Genomic DNA, 17,282 nt, shown 5'->3' with positions numbered 1-17,282 from the left:
GTTGCAAATGAATATGATTAAAATTGAACCTTATATTCCTACAGATATAAAAGTCGAAGAAATTTCAACTCATAGAATTAAAATTAGTGCATATCCATTTGAGAATGGTTATGCTATCACATTAGCTCATCCCATTCGTCGTCTATTGCTTTCAAGCTCTGTAGGTTATGCGCCTACTGCGTTGAAAATTCAAGGTGTTTCGCACGAGTTTGATTCCATTCGGGGCATTGTAGAAGATGTATCGCACTTTATTGGTAACCTCAAAAATATTCGTTTTTTTATCAAGGATAAGGCTTGTGATAATGTGCAGTTGCATTATGATTTTAAGGGTCCTATGGTGTTAAATGCCAGTGAGCTTATTAATGATATGGTAGATGTTGTTAATCCCGATGCGTATTTAGCTACGATTAATGAGAATGCTTCTATAAGCTTTTCACTTATCGTACAAAAAGGGATAGGATATGTGCCAAGTGAGAGTATTCGTGGGAAAATTGCAGAAGATTATATTCCGCTTGATGCGTATTTCACACCTGTAAAGAGGGTTGTGTATGAGATTGAAAATGTGCTTGTTGAAGATAATCCAAATTATGAGAAGATTGTGTTTGACATAGAGACAGATGGGCAGGTTGAGCCTCTCGTGGCATTTAATGAGGCTATTGCGATTATGCATAAACAAATGAGTATTTTTGGCGTTGATTTGAGTATGGATACTAATGGTGCCAAGAATATCGCAGAAGATTCTGGAGAGCTCAAAACATTAATGATTAAAATTGACACTTTGAATCTTAGTGCGCGTTGTTTTAATTGCCTTGATAGGTCAGGTTTGAAATATGTAGGTGAGCTTGCGTTAATGACCGAAAATGATCTCAAAAATATCAAAAATATGGGTAAAAAATCTTATGATGAGATTGCAGAAAAATTAGAAGAACTCGGTTACCCTGTAGGCGAAGAGCTTGCAGATGATATTAAGCAACTTCTTAATCGCAAGCTAAGCAAGATTAAAAATAATTAGACGGAGAGAGTGAAATGAGACACAGACATGGTTATAGAAAATTGGGGCGCACCTCAGCTCATCGTAAGGCATTGCTTAAAAACTTAGCTATTGCCCTCATTGAGCATAATAAGATTGAAACAAGTGTATTTAAGGCAAAAGAACTCCAAAGCTATATTGAAAAGCTTGTTAGCACTGCACGTAATGCTGATTTAAATGCACATCGTTATGTGTTTATGTACTTGCAGGATAAAGCAGCGACAAAGAAATTGGTAACAGAAATAGCTTTAAGATATAATGGTCGTAATGGCGGATATACAAGGATTCAGCGTACACGTCTTCGAAGAGGTGATGCCTCGCAAATGGCTATTATTGAATTTGTATAGCAAGAGGAGCTTTCCTCTTTTGCCTGCATGGTTATTTATGGTTCATTTATATATAAAAATCCATTAAGAAAGCTCATAGCCTTTGATATAAAAGGGCTTTTAAGTTTATTAGAAGAGATTGATAACTTTCGTTCCTCTAAAAGTAGGGGTTATTTTGTCGGCTATATGACTTATGAGGCGGGGGTTCTGCTTAGCACTTATAAGCTAAATGCCTATAAAGATTTACATAAAGCCCTAGCTACCGCTTCTAGCAATTCTCACACTCCACTTGCTTATTTTACACTCTTCACCAAACGCTACAAAATAAAAGACACACTAAAAAAGCCTAAAGATGAGTTTCATTCATACATACTTAAGGGTTTAGACTTTCAAAGCTACCAAAAAGGATTCCAAGCCATAAAGCATTATATCGCTCATGGCGAGAGTTATCAGATTAATTTCACGCAAGAAATGCAGCTTCTTATACCGCCAAAACCAAAAGCCTTTTTTAAATATCTCTCCTCAAGGCAGAATACAAGCTATCGTGCTTATATGAAAAATCCTTTTATGGAGATTATGTGTTTTTCTCCCGAGCTATTTTTTGAGCTAAAGCACCGCAGCATTAGAGTCCAACCCATGAAAGGCACTATCAAAAGAGCCAAAACACCCAATACAAAGAGCGATAAAAAACTCAAATTAATGCTGCAAAATGATTCTAAAAATAGAAGTGAAAATATTATGATAGTAGATCTTTTGCGTAATGATTTAAGCAAGATTATCAAAGCCAAATCCCTGCGGATAAAAGAGCTTTGCGCGATACACTCTTACCCTACCTTACATCAAATGATCTCCACCATACAAGGCAAGTTAAAACATATCGCCTTAAAAGAAATTTTGCAAGCCCTCTTCCCTTGTGGTTCTATCACTGGGGCACCTAAGCTTAAAACAATGGAGCTTATTTACACTTTAGAATCTCGCTTAAGAGGCGTATATTGCGGGGCATTGGGGGTCATTTCTAGCAGTCATATTTCTTTGTGTGTGCCTATACGAACACTTTTTAGATATGCCAATGAACCCTTTTATCGCTATGGAGTAGGGAGTGGCGTAGTGTGGGATTCTGTGTGTGAAGATGAATTTAAAGAGTTAGAGTTAAAAACGCAATTTTTGCATGCCAAAGCTAGGGATTATGAGATTTTTGAAACTATGCTTTATGATAAAGGGCATATATTTCTTCTTGCCCAGCATTTAGAACGTATGTATAAAAGTGCCTGTGATTTGGGCTTTGCTAAAGGTTGGCTTGAGCAATATCATACTTGCACTCACGTTATGGATACTCATATTAGTCACTTTGAAGAGGCATTAATGCACTATAGTTCCCTTGCCTTTAAAGAGGGTGATCCACTATGGCAACGTGCTGATGATATATTTATGCTCTCTCAAATCCCTAAGCCATTAGAGACTTGCATTATCAAGCTTAGCTTATCACATAGTGGTGATTTAAGGCTAAGTATTGTAGATTTCAAGCCTCAGCAATCATCTTTAGTGATTCTCTCACCCAAGCCACTCCCCCGCCATAATCCCCTAGCTTATCATAAAACATCGCAACGTTCTCACTTTGCCCATGCGCAGAGATTGATTAGGCATAATGAAGTCTTTGATGTGATTTATTATAATCAAAAGGGTCATATAACAGAGGGCTCTAGAAGCAATATCATTTGTGAGATAGATGGGCGATTCTATACACCTAAGCTCAAAAGTGCGCTGCTGAATGGGACATTGCGTGCATGGCTTTTGCATAATGGAATTATTAAAGAAAAGCATTTAGGAATCAAAGATTTACAAACGTCTCAAAGAATCTTTTGCATAAATTCTGTGCGCGGGATTGTGCAAGTGCATTACTCCCTAGATAAGCCCAAAGAGTATTAACAAAAAGAATAATGGGAGAATCGATGAAAAGCCAAAAAGTATTAATTATCGATAATTATGATTCTTTTACTTACAACATCGTGTATTTGCTTGAAGCATTAAATATAAAGCCCACAATCATACCAAATGACACACCATTAGCTCATATAAGCACTCTTTACTTCTCTCATCTTATCATCTCTCCGGGTCCTAGCCACCCTTTAGAATCTGGCGTGTGTTTAGAGGCGATTAGATATTTTGTGCGCACAAAGAAGATTTTAGGTATATGCTTAGGTCATCAATGTATAGCCCAAGCTTTTGGAGGAGAGGTTGTGCCCCTTAAGCAACCCTGCCATGCTAAAAGTGCGGCTTTACACTTTCGGGCAAATCCTTTATTTAAAGGTGTAAGGCAGGGGATACAAGTGGCTTTGTATCATTCCTTACATGTGAGTAAGCTAGGTGAGTGCGAGGCATTAGGCTATAGTGATTTGGGTGTGCTTATGGTATTAAAGGCAAAGGGTTATGATACCTATGGCGTGCAGTTTCACCCAGAATCAATCCTCCAAGAGCAAGGTAAAAAAATTATGCAAAACTTCCTTGCTTTGTGATTTCAATAAAGAAATTTGGGCTTTTGCAAAGCCTAAGAGATAACAAGTAGGGGTTTGGGATTTTTAGAATTTCTATTTTTATGGGAATTGGCTTCCTCGTGTGGGTGAGCGTGAAGAGCTACTGAAGAATCTCTACCCGATTTACCAACAACTCCGTTAGTTTATTATTCTGAACCCTCTGCAAGGGGGTGAAGAATCTCTAAAGGAATCACTAATCGCAGTTTTACTTGATTTTAAACCTTAAGAACTAGACAAATCTGCCCTCAAGTGGTGTTACCAAAAAGGATATGTTTAAATTTATATAATGGTGCATATAGTTAAAAAATCCTTTTATTTTTGGTGATATGTTGTATGATTTTCTCAAAATCAATATATAACAACAAATCATTCAAGGCAAAAACAAGATGAATATAGACACATGGAGTTCTTTAAACCAGCAGGAAAAAGATATTCTATTGGAGTGTGATGAAATCACACTTGATTTTACTTCTTTTGGTAGAGATTCTGTCTTATCAGTCGCTCCAGATTGCGTAGTGATAGGTTATGGGCAATTATGTGATGAATTTTTAAATTTGCTTATCCATACAGAGCATGGGCAAAAGCTGCAGGTCTCACATCTTCTGCCGCAAGATTTTGTAAGCCTTAAGGGGAGTCTTGGGAATTTTAGACTTTCTTTTCTCAATGGGGATAAAAGCATTCAAAGCATTGTTGTATCACAAGTTATCTCATTTGCCCCGCTTGAAAATCTCCCTACTTGCAAGGGTGTGCATAGGGCAGATATGTATTGCAGCGCAGATGAAATGCTTGGTCGCATACTTTCCTTTTGTGGCGAGATTGAATGTGTGCGTAATATTGTTTTTGACCCTACGCATTGTCAATATCAAGGCAGGCGTCCATTAGCTAATGGAAGCGGGATATGCCATGCTTGTGCTGATATATGCCCAACTATAGGTATTACAAAAGATGATAGTGTAATGCTTTTAGAGCTATCAAGCATAGATTGTATTGCTTGTGGTAAATGCGTGAGTGTATGCCCTACTGGAAGTGTGCAGCGAGAGGGCGATGGGTTAGAATCTTTTACTTATAGGGCGAGACTTTATAAGGGCTATATCCCGCTTATCGTGGCAAGAGGGCAAGTGCAAGAATTGGAAGATATGTTTAAATCGCTTAAGGCTCAAAATCCAGCTCTTTTGCCATTTATTTTAGAAGTGCCTGATATGCTAAATGCTACATATTTGCTTACACTTTTGCAAGAATCAGGCGCGCAGGTGGTGCTTTATACACCATTGGGGGAGCATATCTTAGCGGATATAGAATCTTTGAATGAAACCTATAGGCGTATTTTTGGTAAAAAGGCTATCTTGCATTATACAGAGCTTAGCCAGCTTGCGTCGCTCCCTCATACGCATTATATTTACACGCCAAAAGATTCTGAATGTGCTAAAGATATTTTTGCTGAACGTATGCGCTTTTGGGTCAAACAAGAGGATTATGGTAGGCTTTCAATCAAGCATTTTGGAATCTTAAATATCAAGCCAGAGCAATGCACTTTATGCCTCTCATGCGTAGAAGCCTGTAATACAAAAGCCCTTATGAATAATCAAGCTCGTTTTGAGCTTCTCTATAAGCCCTCATTATGCACAGATTGTGGATATTGTGTTGCAAGCTGCCCAGAGTCTTGCATAAGCTTGCACTCACATGCTTTAGACCTTAAGCCACAAAGTTTTGAATATACTCCAATGGCAAGTGATGAGCCATTTAAATGTATAGAATGTGGTGAAATTTTTGCTACTTCTAAGAGTATTGCAAAGATTAAAACGATTCTATCCCCTGCTTTTAAAGATGATAATTTAAAGCTAAAAACCCTAGAGTGCTGTGCAAATTGCAAGGTAAAAGTAATGTTTGAGGGAGCATACTCATGAGAGAGAATCTCACAAGTGTAGCAAATGCAAGGGCATTGTATTATGATTTTTTCGCTGGATTATTTTTATATGAATTACTTAAGCAACGTTTGAGTGTATTGTTAAAGCAAGTAGAAATATTGAAGTCAAATCCCCTGTGCGAAGATGATATATTGCATTTTGAATATTTAGAAAATGAGCTAAAAGAGAGGGGTGTGGATGGGATATTAGCTGAATACACACATGCGTTTATCCTGCCATTTAATGTCCCTAAAAGCAATGCCCCATTGCCTAAAAAGAAAGGGCGGAGGAGTGAAAAAGGTGTGCAAATTATGCTTTATCTCTCGCATTATATTGAGGGAGGGCTGAATGGCAAGGCTTTGTTAAAAGCAAGGACTTTGACAAAACAAAGTACCTTTAGACTAAATACCAAAGAATTTAAAGAGAGCGAAGAGCATTTAGGTTTTTTACTGCTTCTTATGCGCTATTTGTTGCTATCAGAAGAGGCAAGTGATAGAGCCTTAAGTGTGGAAGTTGCCCATGAGCTTGTCTTGCCTCTTGGAGATTTTGTTATAAAAGCCCTTATGCAAAGAGAGGATTTGCCTTGCTATGGACATATAGCAAGCTTGTTGCAACATTTTTTGAATCTAGAGCAGAGTTTGAAGTAAGCCCATTTGAGCCCTTATGCTAGGGTTGAAATGGGTTTATCCCAAATCACATAAAGGAGATTGCATGTCAAAAACGCAAGAAAACAATCCATCTAGACGCAAGTTTTTAAAGACGGCGGGGGTTGGCGGTGCTGTGGTTGCAATAGGCTCCCTTAGTTTGAATAGCTGTTCTGGAGAACACACACAAAAAGAAGTCATTAAAGGTAAGAGCAAAAAGCAAGAGGTCTTATATCGCAGTGATACACAATATTGGCAAACTTATTTTTCGGTTGCGAAGTAAATAAAAAGGAGTGAAAATGAGCGAAGTTGAAACTAGACGTAATGCTCGCCGGTCATTCCTTAAGCTTTCTGCATTGGCTTCTTTGGCTGGTGTGGGTAATGCTTTTGGGAATGAAGGAGAACGTATTATCAAAAAGGCAAGTGAAGCGGAGCTAAAAGAGCGCTACCCTCACGCAAAACGTATTAAAACCATTTGCACGCATTGCTCTGTGGGCTGTGGGATTATCGCTGAAGTGCAAGATGGCGTATGGGTGCGTCAAGAAGTAGCACAAGATCATCCTATTTCATTAGGCGGGCATTGCTGCAAGGGAGCGGACTTGATAGATAGGGCGAGAAGCGAAACGCGTTTGCGCTATCCCTTAGAAAAAAAGAATGGCTCATGGCAGCGCACAAGCTGGGATGATGCTATGGAGAAAATTACTTCAAAGTTAAGTAAAATTAGAGAAGAGAGCGGACCAGATGCGGTTATGTGGATAGGAAGTGCGAAGTTATCAAATGAGCAGGCGTATTATTTACGCAAGTTTTCTGCATTTTTTGGCACAAATAACTTAGACCATTGTAATCGCGTTTGACACTCCCCAACAGTTGCCGGTGTGGCAAATACATTTGGATTTGGTGGAATGTCAAATCACATTGCTGATATGATGTTTTCAAAATACATTTTCATTATTGGCGCAAACCCTGCGGTAAATCACCCTGTATCTATGGTGCATATTTTACGCGCTAAGGAAGCGGGGGCAAAAATTGTCGTGGTTGATCCGCATTTTAGTAAAACAGCAGCTAAAGCAGATGAATATCATAGAATCCGCAGTGGGACAGATATAGCCCTTGTATATGGTATGCTTCATCATATTATTAAAAATAACTTATATGATAAACAATTCCTCAAAGAGCGTGTATATGGCTATGAGGAAGTCATTAAAGAGGCGATGAAATATACGCCAGAAGAGGCAAGTGATATTACCGGCATACCGGCAAAGGATATTATCCATATCGCTGAAGAAATGGCAGCAGCAAAACCCGCTAGCCTTATATGGAATCAAGGCTTAACGCAGCACACCGTGGGCACAAGTAATACCCGAATCATGCCCATTTTGCAAATGTTTTTAGGCAATATGGGTAAAAATGGCGGTGGTGTGAATATCTTAAGAGGGCATGATAATGTGCAAGGGAGTTCAGATATGGCAGCTAATCCTGATGTCCTCCCCGGGTATTATCCCCTCAATGAAGCCTCTTGGAAGCATTTTGCAAAGCATTGGTATGTAGAGTATGATTGGCTTCTCTCGCGTTTTAAAGACAAAAAAATGATGGAATCTAGTGGCTATGCGCATTCTACTTGGAAATTTGGCGTGCTTGATGAGGAAAATGCTGCAAACAATGGTGGGACAATGCTTCGTGCGTTGGTTGTGATTGGCACAGGTATGACTTCTGTATCGTTGCTTGATTTGCAAAAAAAGGCTATGGATAAGCTAGAGCTTGTAGTGTTTATCGACCCTTATGTGAATGATTTAGCCATTTATAGCAACAGAGAAGATAATCTCTTCTTGCTTCCTGCTGCGAGTCAAATGGAGAGTTCTGGCTCAGTGGCTGCTACAAATCGTAGCTATCAATGGCGCTCTAAAGTTATGGAACCTCTCTTTGAATGTCGTGAAGACCAAGATATACTTTTTGATTTTGCCAAACGTTTTGGATTCTTAGAAGAGTATCAAAGAAGTTTGTATGAGATTGCTAAAAAAGATGGGAGAGCTGAATTTATATGGCCAGAAGATGCGACCACAGAGCTTACGCAAAGTATTCGTAGCATAGGCTTGCAAGGTATGAGCCCCAAACGTTTGAAGGCTCATCAAGAAAATTGGCATATGTTTGATAAGGTTACTTTAGAAGGAAAGGGTCCATTTAAGGGAGAATATTATGGCTTGCCTTGGCCCTGCTGGAGCGATAAGCACCCGGGCACGCCAGTGTTTTATAATGATAGCATTCCTGTTATGCGTGGAGGCATGGGCTTTAGAGTGAATTGGGGAGAGACTTCACCTGATGGGCAAAGTATGCTCTCCTTGCGCCAATTGCCCAATTCTCAAATTAAAGGGCACCCGCCTATTAGTGCTGCTAATGCTCAAAGTTTGGGATTAAAGCTTACTCAAGAGGAGAAGAAAATAGTTGATGGCAGTACATACGCTCTTGGCTTTGGTAATAATATTTTGGTTGAAAAAGCCCTTGAAGCGGGGCTTTGCCCATATGGTAATGGTAAGGCACGTGCGCTTGTGTGGAATTGGTATGACAAGATTCCCTTACATAGAGAGCCTATCCATTCTATACGACAAGATTTGATTCATAAATACCCTCAATTCCCAGATAAGCCTAATCACTATCGGGCGAATATTAAATACCGCTCGCGGCAAATAGAGAAAGATTGGGTCAAAGACTTTCCTATTAATATGCTTAGCGGACGCTTAGTTTCTCATATGGGGACGGGCACAGAAACGCGCAGTGCAAAATACTTAGCTGAAGTACATAGTGAGATGTTTGTGGAAATTCACCCTGATAAGGCTTTTGAACTAGGCATTAAAGATGGTGATATGGTATGGGTATATGGGACAATGGATACACGCGCATTGATTAAAGCCAAACTTTCTTATCGTGTTGATGTTAATAGTGTATGGGTGCCTCAAAATTTCTCAGGCTTAGACCAAGGGGAGAATCTTTTGAGTAAATACCCAGAAGGAACAGCCGCATATGCTATAGGGGAATCAGCCAATATGATTAGTAGCTATGGATTTGATTACAACACCGCTTGTCCGGAGACAAAATGTGGCTTATGTCGTATTGAAAAAGCATAAGGGAGTACGAAATGAGTGAGAGTATATTAAAAACCGGGCTTAATGACCCCGGGCATGTGAGAATTAAGTTTTATTGCGATGATAATCGCTGTATTGATTGTCATGGTTGTGACGTGGCATGCAAAGAGGCTCATCATCTCCCAGTAGGGATAAATCGCAGGAGGGTAGTAACGCTTAATGAGGGCATAGAGGGGGCTGAAAAGTCTATCTCTATTGCCTGTATGCATTGTGTTGATGCTCCTTGTGCAAAGGTGTGTCCTGTGGATTGCTTCTATATCCGCGCAGATGGAATCGTACTCCATGATAAAAAAACTTGCATAGGTTGTGGGTATTGTCTCTATGCTTGTCCTTTTGGTGCGCCACAATTCCCTAAATCTGATGTATTTGGCTCAAGGGGCTCTATGGATAAATGCACCTTTTGTGCGGGAGGACCAGAAGAGACACATAGCGATGAGGAATACCGCCTCTATGGGCAAAATCGTATCGCGGAGGGGAAAGTCCCCGCATGTGCTGCGATGTGCTCTACAAAGGCACTTCTAGCTGGTGGCAGTGATGATGTGAGTGCGATTATCCGCCAAAGGGCATTAACTAAAGGCATAAGCCCAGCTATTCCTAGAACATGGCAAAAAGCATATGGCAGCTAAAAAGGGGCAAGTATGAAAAAGTTATTTCTGTTTCTTTTCTTAAGTCTTGCGTCTCTTTATGGCATAGAGGAGCCAAAAGGAGCAATCGAGTTTAAGACAAATAGCAATATTTATGGCACAGCCCAAATTGAAGCCATTAAAAATTGGGGGATGGGGACAAAGAGTGCGGGCGTTATAGAGGGAAGTGTGCTTATGGGTAAGGGCGGAAGTATTAATCCCCTCACATATGGAGAGGAGATTAGTGGTATAAGGGGCTGGAATGGCTTAGGAGAGCTTTTTACGATTTTACAAGAAAAGTATTTTGCCCTTATTTTTTTGCTGATTATTATCTTTGTCCCTATGGCATTTTATGGGCATTATAAAATCGTGGGGCAACGGCATTATGCACACAATAGCTTTTTGCTTGTTTTTAGTAAATATAACATTATCGTGCATTGGTGTGCGGCAGTGCCCTTTGTGATTTTATGCCTTACAGGGCTTATGATGGTTTTTGGTGATAAGCTTGGAGGTGGCTGGCTTGTCCGTTTTGTACGTGATGTGCATGGCTTTGCTACGATATTTTTTGCTATTTTTGGTGTTTTGATGTTTTGCATGTGGGTAAAGGATTGTCTTTTTAAGGCTTATGATATTAAGTGGATGATAATCCTTGGTGGCTACCTTGATAAAATCAATCGTGAGATACCCGCACATAAATTTAATGCCGGGCAAAAAATGTGGTTTTGGGTCGCTACACTTGGAGGTGGTGTAATGGTTTTTACTGGTGGGGTGATGTATTTTCAAAATACAGATATTAATACCCTGCGTCTTATGGCTATTGTGCATAATGTCATGGGCTTTGCAGTCATCGCCCTTTTGATTACGCATATTTATATGGCTGTTTTTGCTATTGAGGGGGCTTTAGAATCAATCCTTAATGGCAAAATGGGAGAAGAAGAGCTTTCTATGCTGCATAGCTTGTATTATAAAGATTTGAAAGCTCAAGGGAAGTTAGATTCTATGCGTTTAAAACATCATTAGTTTTATTCGTTTTATACAAGGAGTGGTTTTTGAGCGATTTTGTTCATCAAATGCGCATGGTAAAGGTGCATAAAAATGGTGCATTAGAATCACTTCAAGATAATATCATCGAAGAGCAGCGCATAGCTTTCTATCTCAATGGTGCAAAACTCCTATCTGTAATGAGCCTCCCTTATGCCCAAGATGCACATTTGGTTGGGTTTTTGATGAATGAGGGGGTGCTAAATTCAGTTGATGATATTATCTCACTTGAAGTTGCACCTGATGGCTTAAGTGTATATATGCACGCTCATATACAAGAAGATAAACTTGCCAATCTCCATAAAGAAAAAACCCTCACAACTGGCTGCTGTGTAGGGGTAAGTGCTAATTTTGATGGCGAGATTACTCAAAAGTTTATTACTTCATCTATACGCGTTAGCTCTAGTCATATTTTCACTCTTTTGAGTGCATTTGAAGCCCCAAGTGAGCTTTTTAGGCAAACAGGTTGCGTGCATAAAGCAATGCTTGTGTGCGATGAGATTTTTATCAGTGAAGATGTGGGGCGACATAATGCGATTGATAAAGTCATAGGGCAAGCAAGGCTTAAGGCTATGAATTTAAGCGAAGCGATTTTGCTTGTAAGTGGGCGACTTTCTATGGAAATGGTCATTAAAGCGGCTATGAGTGATATACCCATAGTGATTTCTCGCTCTGCTACAACACATTTGGGAATCCAATCCGCACAGCTTTTGGGCATTACCCTTGTGGGCTTTGCACGGGGAGATACATTTAATATTTATACACATCCAGCTCGTATTATCCATTAAATAGTTGCATAGGCAACTATTTACAAAACTAAGTTACAATAACGAACTTTTTAATGATTTTTATAGTGATAAGGAGTTAGGTATGAGAGGTATCATTCTTTTACTAGGACTTTGCTCTTTACTCATAGCACAAGAGGAATTAATAGCAGATTATGCTCAAAGCCAACAAAATGGCGGTGATGGCGTTCAATCTAGCGGGAGGGTATTTTCTCTAGCGGAATTGCTTGAGGGGGCAAAACGAAATTATAACCTTGAGGCGAAAGATTTAGCCATTTTACAAGCTAAAGCCACAAATAGGGCAGCAATTGGAGAGTTTTTACCTACCATTGATGGGGCATATCAATATCAAGATACAGATAGTCCGTATATGCGTTTGCAGGCACACACAGGGAGTGTGAAGGGGAATTGGGAAGTCTTTAGCGGATTTAAGACCTATAACAAAGTGCGTGAAAAGAGCTCTCTGTATCGTGCAAGTATTGAAGATAAAGAATCTACAAAAGACCAGCTTTTCTTAAGCGTGATAGAGCAGTATTATGGGTATTTTACCAACCAAGCCCAGCTTTTAAGCTTAGATCAAAAGCGTTTGCAGCTGCAGTCTAATATCAAACGTATAGAGCGACTTTTTGGTGCGGGATTAACGACTATTGATGATGTAGAATCTTTACGTGCAGAAGTGCTTGCCACAGAGCATGAGATTGCCAATATTAAAATGGAGATTGAGCGAAATAAACTTATGCTTTCACTTCTAGCAAATACTGAAGTAGATGGTTTGGAGCGCAAAAGCATTAAGCCGCCACTTTTTAAGCTTGAGGAAAATCGTCATGATCTTAATATGCTGAGCTTTCAAGCAAATAGTGCAAAATATCAGGCAAGGCAATTTACATATCTCCCTACAATAAGCGTGAGTGATACATATGTGAAAAATAGCGGGGTTGATTTTAATTTTAAGGGACTTATGGGGGTTGATGCAGCGCAATATCAAAGTATTATCTCCCGCCAATATCCAGCACATCAAAATCAAGTAATGCTAAATGCCACTATTCACCTTGATGCGCTTAGCACCTATAGGCAATATGAGGCGGCGCGTTTGGGGTATTTAAAATCTCTAAAAGAGCTTGCTTATAAAAAAGAAGAGCAAAAAAAAGATGAAAAGCTTTATCGCAAAGCTTTGGAGATTGCTGTAGTGAAAATCAAGGCTTCTGAAGCAGCTTTGCGCTCAGCAAATATCGCCTTTGAAAATGTAGCTAAGAAGTATGACGCGCAGATTCTCAACTTCACAGATTATTTGCAATCTCTTGCCAAAAAGTTTGAAGCAGAAGCAACCTATAACCAAGCCTTAAATAATTATGAAATACAAAAGGCATATTATATCTATTATAGTGGGCAGGATTTGCAAGAGCATATCCAATAATCTAAACCCATAAAGAGGAGGGCATTATGAAGAAGTTTTTCATCTCTAGTATGTTGATGTTGTGTATGAATCTTTATGGGGAAGATGTCTATGCCATTTTTAATGCAGAAGCGATTAAAGATGCGAATCTTAAGCTCGCAGCAAGTGGCATTGTGCAAGATATTTTTGTTGATGTAGATTCTGTGGTGAAAAAGGGTGATTTATTGCTTACCCTCTATAATAAAGATTTACAATCCCAAGTGGCTTCTATCGAGCAGCAATATATATTTGCCAAAAAGCAATATGAACGTTATTTAAAATCGGCTGGGGCAGTAGATAAAAATACGCTTGATCGGTATTTATCAGAATATAAAAAGCTTGAGGCAGATTATGCCTACCAGAGAGCTATTCTTAATAAAACAGAGCTCAAAGCCCCCTTTGATGGCATTATCGCTTCTAAGGACATAGAGCTTGGCGATGGTGTGAGTGCTAATAGCACAAGCCTTTTTAGAATCATTAGCAAAGATGTTAAATTAGTACTTGAGTTTGACTTTAAGCATGCCCTTAAAGTCAATGTAGGCGATAGCTTTGAGTTTTCTATCGACGGACGTAAGGAGACATTTCGCACCACTATTAGCAAAATTTATCCCACAGCTGATACCAATACACGTAAGATGAAAGCTGAGGCAATGGTAGATAATGTTATTGTGGGCACCTTTGGTGATGGCTATATAAGGACAAAATAATGTATAAATTTGCCATCACTCGCCCTGTTACTACCCTTATGTTTGCTTGTGCCATTTTGTTTTTTGGCTTTTTGGGTGTGAAGAAAATGCCTACTTCGCTTTTCCCCGATATTGACTTTCCTATAGTTGCAGTTATTACAAGCTATCCGGGTGCAAGTGCGGAGATTGTAGAGACAAAGGTAACAGACAAGATAGAAGAAGTAGTAATGGGCATTGATGGGCTAAAAAAGGTTACTTCAAGTTCGGCACGTAATTCAAGCGTTGTGATTGTGCAGTTTGAGCTAGAGAAGCCACTCAATGAGGCAGTCAATGATGTGCGCGATAAAGTAGGCACAGTGCAGCTTGATTCTGGTGTGAAGAATCCTTCTGTATATAAGTTTGATAGCTCTTCATCACCTATTATCTCACTTTTTCTTACAAGTGATAAGGTTAGTCCCAGTGAGATGATGAGGCATGCAAAAGATGAGGTTAAACCCCTTTTGCAAAAAATTTCAGGTGTTGGTGGGGTGGAATTGCGGGGGCATAGAGAGCGACAAATTAGAATCTACGCTCCGCCATCTTTATTAAATAAATATGGTATCACTTATGCAGATATTTCTAGCAAAATAGGATTAGAGAATCTTGAAATAGACGGGGGTAAGTTAATTGGCTCTTTAAAAGAATGGGCGCTTACCGCAGACGCTCAAAGCCTCAAAGCAAGCGATATAGGAGATATTCGCATTGCTAAGGGTATTAAGCTAAGTGACATTGCTACCATCGAAGATGGAATTGAAGAGGATAAGACTTTTGCTTCTTTTGATAAAACCCCGGGCGTGATTTTTGAAGTATTGAAAATTGCGGGAGCAAATGAGATTTCTATCGTAGATTCTGTAAATAAAGTGCTGCCACAAATTCAAGCCATTAGCCAAGATTATGAGATTATCCCCTTTAAGGATACGACACAAAATGTCCGCTCTGCTATTGCTTCAGTGGAGTTTGATGTGCTTTTAGGCGTATTTTTAGCTGTATTTGTTGTATTTGTATTTTTGCGTAGTTTTACGATTACACTTGTCTCTGCTATGAGTATCCCTATCTCTATTTTTGGTACTTTTGCTTTAATGAACTTTTTTGGCTTTTCTCTTAATATGCTCACACTCCTTGCTGTGGCTTTGGCTATTGGGATTATCATTGATGATGCTATTGTGGTGATTGAAAATATCCACAAAAAGCTTGAAGCGGGTATGGCTAAAAGAGAGGCGGCTTATGAGGGCGTGCGTGAAATTGGCTTTGCCCTTATTGCTATTTCTGCTATGTTGTTATCTGTATTTATCCCTGTGGGGAGTATGAGCGGGATTGTGGGGAGGTTTTTTCAAAGTTTTGGTATTACGGTGGCAGCTGCTATTGGGATTTCTTATATTGTTGTGATAAGCATTATTCCTATGATTTCATCTATTGTGGTTAATCCTAAACATTCGCGCTTTTACTATTGGAGTGAGCCATTTTTTAAAATGCTTGATTTGGCTTATGTGAAGACTTTGGCGGTTGTATTGCGCCATAAGTTTAAGGTTGTTATTGCCATTGTAGCGATATTTTTTGGCTCTATTACACTCATTGCTAAGCTCGGTATGGAGTTTATTATACCCGATGATAAGAGCGAGTTTCAGGTATTTATGGAGACTGCGCCGGGCACAAGTATGCAGGCGATGAAAGAGAAGACAAATAAACTCCAAGATATGGTAGCAGCACATAAAGATGTGGAATTTACGACATTGCAGATTGGCTATGATGCGCAAAAAACGATTTTTAAGGCTGCTATTTATGTGAAGCTAAAGCCCATTAATAGCCGCACAAGCGGGGATTCACAATTTAAAATTATGGCAGATGTGGGAGAAGTGCTGAAAAAGAGTGAAGTAGGGAGGGAATTTGTGATTTCTACTTCTGAAGTTTCAGATTTTGGAGGGGGAGATGACTCGCCCTATCAGGTAGCAATCCTCGCGCCTAATTCAGAAGTACTCCATAAGACAAAGGATAATCTCATTAATTTGCTTAATACCCACCCGCTTTTAGCCGGTAAGGTTACTAATATTCATCTCAATACCTCTGATGATTTACCAGAATACCGACTAAAGATTATCCGCCGCAATGCGGATAAATATGGTGTGAGTGCGCAAGATATTGGGAATGTCGTTCGTGGGGCATTTTCAGGTGAGGCGATTGTGGGGTATTTTAAAGATAGGGGGAAAGAGTATGATATTACGATTCGTGCCCCAGATAGTGATAGAATCTCGCTTAATGATATTAAAAAACTCCAAGTGAAGAATGCCAAGGGGGAATTGATGTTTGTAGAAGGGCTTGTGGAGATAGAAACTACTACTGCCCCTTCGATTATCTCGCGCTTTGATAGGCAAAGAAGTGTTACGATTTATGCGTATCCACTCAAAGATTCGGGTATTTCATTAGGAGATATGATGGCTGTAACTGCACAAGAAAAGGATAAATGGCTAGAGCCCGGCACAAGCTATCGCTTGCAGGGTGAGGCAGAGTATGCCCAAGAGATGCAAATGGCTTTTCTTGTGGCGGTGCTTACTGCCATTGTGTTAATTTATCTCATTTTAGCCGCGCTTTATGAGAGCTTTTTGCAACCTATAGTGATTATGATGACCTTGCCTTTTAGCTTCTCTGGGGCTTTTATTGCTCTATTTATTGCCCAGCAGCCTTTTAGTATGTTTTCACTCATGGGGCTTATGATACTTATGGGCTTAGTGGGGAAAAATGCTACTTTGCTTATTGATGTGGCAAATGAAAAACGTAAAGAGGGGTATAGCATTGAGCAGGCATTAATACTTGCTGGAGAATCGCGTTTGCGACCTATCCTTATGACTACTATTGCTATGGTGTTTGGAATGATACCTTTGGCTATATCTGTGGGCTCTGGAGCAGGTATGAAGTCTCCTATGGGGATTTGTATTATTGGCGGATTGCTTTTTTCAATGTTTTTAAGTCTTTTGATCGTGCCTGCTATTTATCGCTTGCTTTCCCCTCTTGATGACTGGTTGCAGAAGTTCTATAAGCCTAAGGCTGGGGATAAATTTTGATAATACAAGAGTGATTAAACATATATTAAAACGCGTTATAATGCTGCC

14 protein-coding genes are annotated in these 17,282 nt (G+C 39.5%); all 14 read left to right on the top strand.

Annotated features, from left to right (window positions below; all coding sequences use genetic code 11):
• The first annotated feature begins 7 nt into the window (after positions 1–7).
• Positions 8–1,012 (top strand): DNA-directed RNA polymerase subunit alpha, encoded by a 1,005-nt coding sequence (locus tag CQA63_RS02745; RefSeq protein WP_104699359.1) that lies wholly within the window; start codon positions 8–10, stop codon positions 1,010–1,012.
• Positions 1,013–1,026: 14 nt separating this feature from the next.
• On the top strand, positions 1,027–1,377 hold the full coding sequence (rplQ, locus tag CQA63_RS02740; protein ID WP_104699360.1) for a 50S ribosomal protein L17: 351 nt from the start codon (positions 1,027–1,029) through the stop codon (positions 1,375–1,377).
• Between the two features lie 27 nt (positions 1,378–1,404).
• Positions 1,405–3,282 carry a chorismate-binding protein gene (locus tag CQA63_RS02735; protein WP_104699361.1) on the top strand — a complete coding sequence of 626 codons (1,878 nt, stop codon included), beginning with the start codon at positions 1,405–1,407 and terminating at the stop codon, positions 3,280–3,282.
• A gap of 23 nt (positions 3,283–3,305) precedes the next feature.
• Positions 3,306–3,869 carry an anthranilate synthase component II gene (locus CQA63_RS02730; protein ID WP_104699362.1) on the top strand — a complete coding sequence of 188 codons (564 nt, stop codon included), beginning with the start codon at positions 3,306–3,308 and terminating at the stop codon, positions 3,867–3,869.
• Between the two features lie 404 nt (positions 3,870–4,273).
• On the top strand, positions 4,274–5,791 hold the full coding sequence (locus tag CQA63_RS02725) for a 4Fe-4S dicluster domain-containing protein (protein ID WP_104699363.1): 1,518 nt from the start codon (positions 4,274–4,276) through the stop codon (positions 5,789–5,791).
• Positions 5,788–6,438: a molecular chaperone TorD family protein gene (locus CQA63_RS02720; RefSeq protein WP_104699364.1), complete on the top strand. Its 651-nt coding sequence runs from the start codon at positions 5,788–5,790 to the stop codon at positions 6,436–6,438. Before CQA63_RS02725 ends, CQA63_RS02720 begins: the two co-directional genes overlap by 4 nt.
• A 64-nt stretch (positions 6,439–6,502) precedes the next feature.
• Complete coding sequence (locus CQA63_RS02715) at positions 6,503–6,718, top strand: twin-arginine translocation signal domain-containing protein (protein WP_104699365.1); 216 nt, start codon at positions 6,503–6,505, stop codon at positions 6,716–6,718.
• Between the two features lie 16 nt (positions 6,719–6,734).
• The gene (locus tag CQA63_RS02710) at positions 6,735–9,554 is read left to right on the top strand and encodes a molybdopterin-dependent oxidoreductase (protein WP_115511821.1); all 2,820 of its coding nucleotides are present in this window, start codon (positions 6,735–6,737) and stop codon (positions 9,552–9,554) included.
• Positions 9,555–9,565: 11 nt separating this feature from the next.
• Complete coding sequence (gene fdh3B / locus CQA63_RS02705) at positions 9,566–10,198, top strand: formate dehydrogenase FDH3 subunit beta (RefSeq protein ID WP_104699368.1); 633 nt, start codon at positions 9,566–9,568, stop codon at positions 10,196–10,198.
• A gap of 12 nt (positions 10,199–10,210) precedes the next feature.
• Positions 10,211–11,215, top strand: coding sequence for a formate dehydrogenase subunit gamma (locus CQA63_RS02700; RefSeq protein WP_104699369.1), 1,005 nt, complete (start codon positions 10,211–10,213; stop codon positions 11,213–11,215).
• A 29-nt stretch (positions 11,216–11,244) separates the two neighbouring features.
• Complete coding sequence (gene fdhD, locus CQA63_RS02695; protein ID WP_104699370.1) at positions 11,245–12,024, top strand: formate dehydrogenase accessory sulfurtransferase FdhD; 780 nt, start codon at positions 11,245–11,247, stop codon at positions 12,022–12,024.
• A gap of 82 nt (positions 12,025–12,106) precedes the next feature.
• Entirely contained in the window at positions 12,107–13,435 is a 1,329-nt protein-coding gene (locus CQA63_RS02690) for a TolC family protein (RefSeq protein WP_104699371.1), read from the top strand.
• A 23-nt stretch (positions 13,436–13,458) separates the two neighbouring features.
• The gene (locus CQA63_RS02685; protein ID WP_411710114.1) at positions 13,459–14,160 is read left to right on the top strand and encodes an efflux RND transporter periplasmic adaptor subunit; all 702 of its coding nucleotides are present in this window, start codon (positions 13,459–13,461) and stop codon (positions 14,158–14,160) included.
• A complete protein-coding gene (locus CQA63_RS02680) occupies positions 14,160–17,234 on the top strand; it encodes an efflux RND transporter permease subunit (protein ID WP_104699373.1) in 3,075 nt (1,024 codons plus the stop codon). Before CQA63_RS02685 ends, CQA63_RS02680 begins: the two co-directional genes overlap by 1 nt.
• The last annotated feature ends 48 nt before the right edge of the window (positions 17,235–17,282 follow it).

The organism is Helicobacter marmotae (genome assembly GCF_003364255.1).
Lineage (GTDB): Bacteria > Campylobacterota > Campylobacteria > Campylobacterales > Helicobacteraceae > Helicobacter_C > Helicobacter_C marmotae.
The sequence above is the reverse complement of the archived record's forward strand: the minus strand, read 5'-3'. Positions and strand labels throughout refer to the sequence as shown.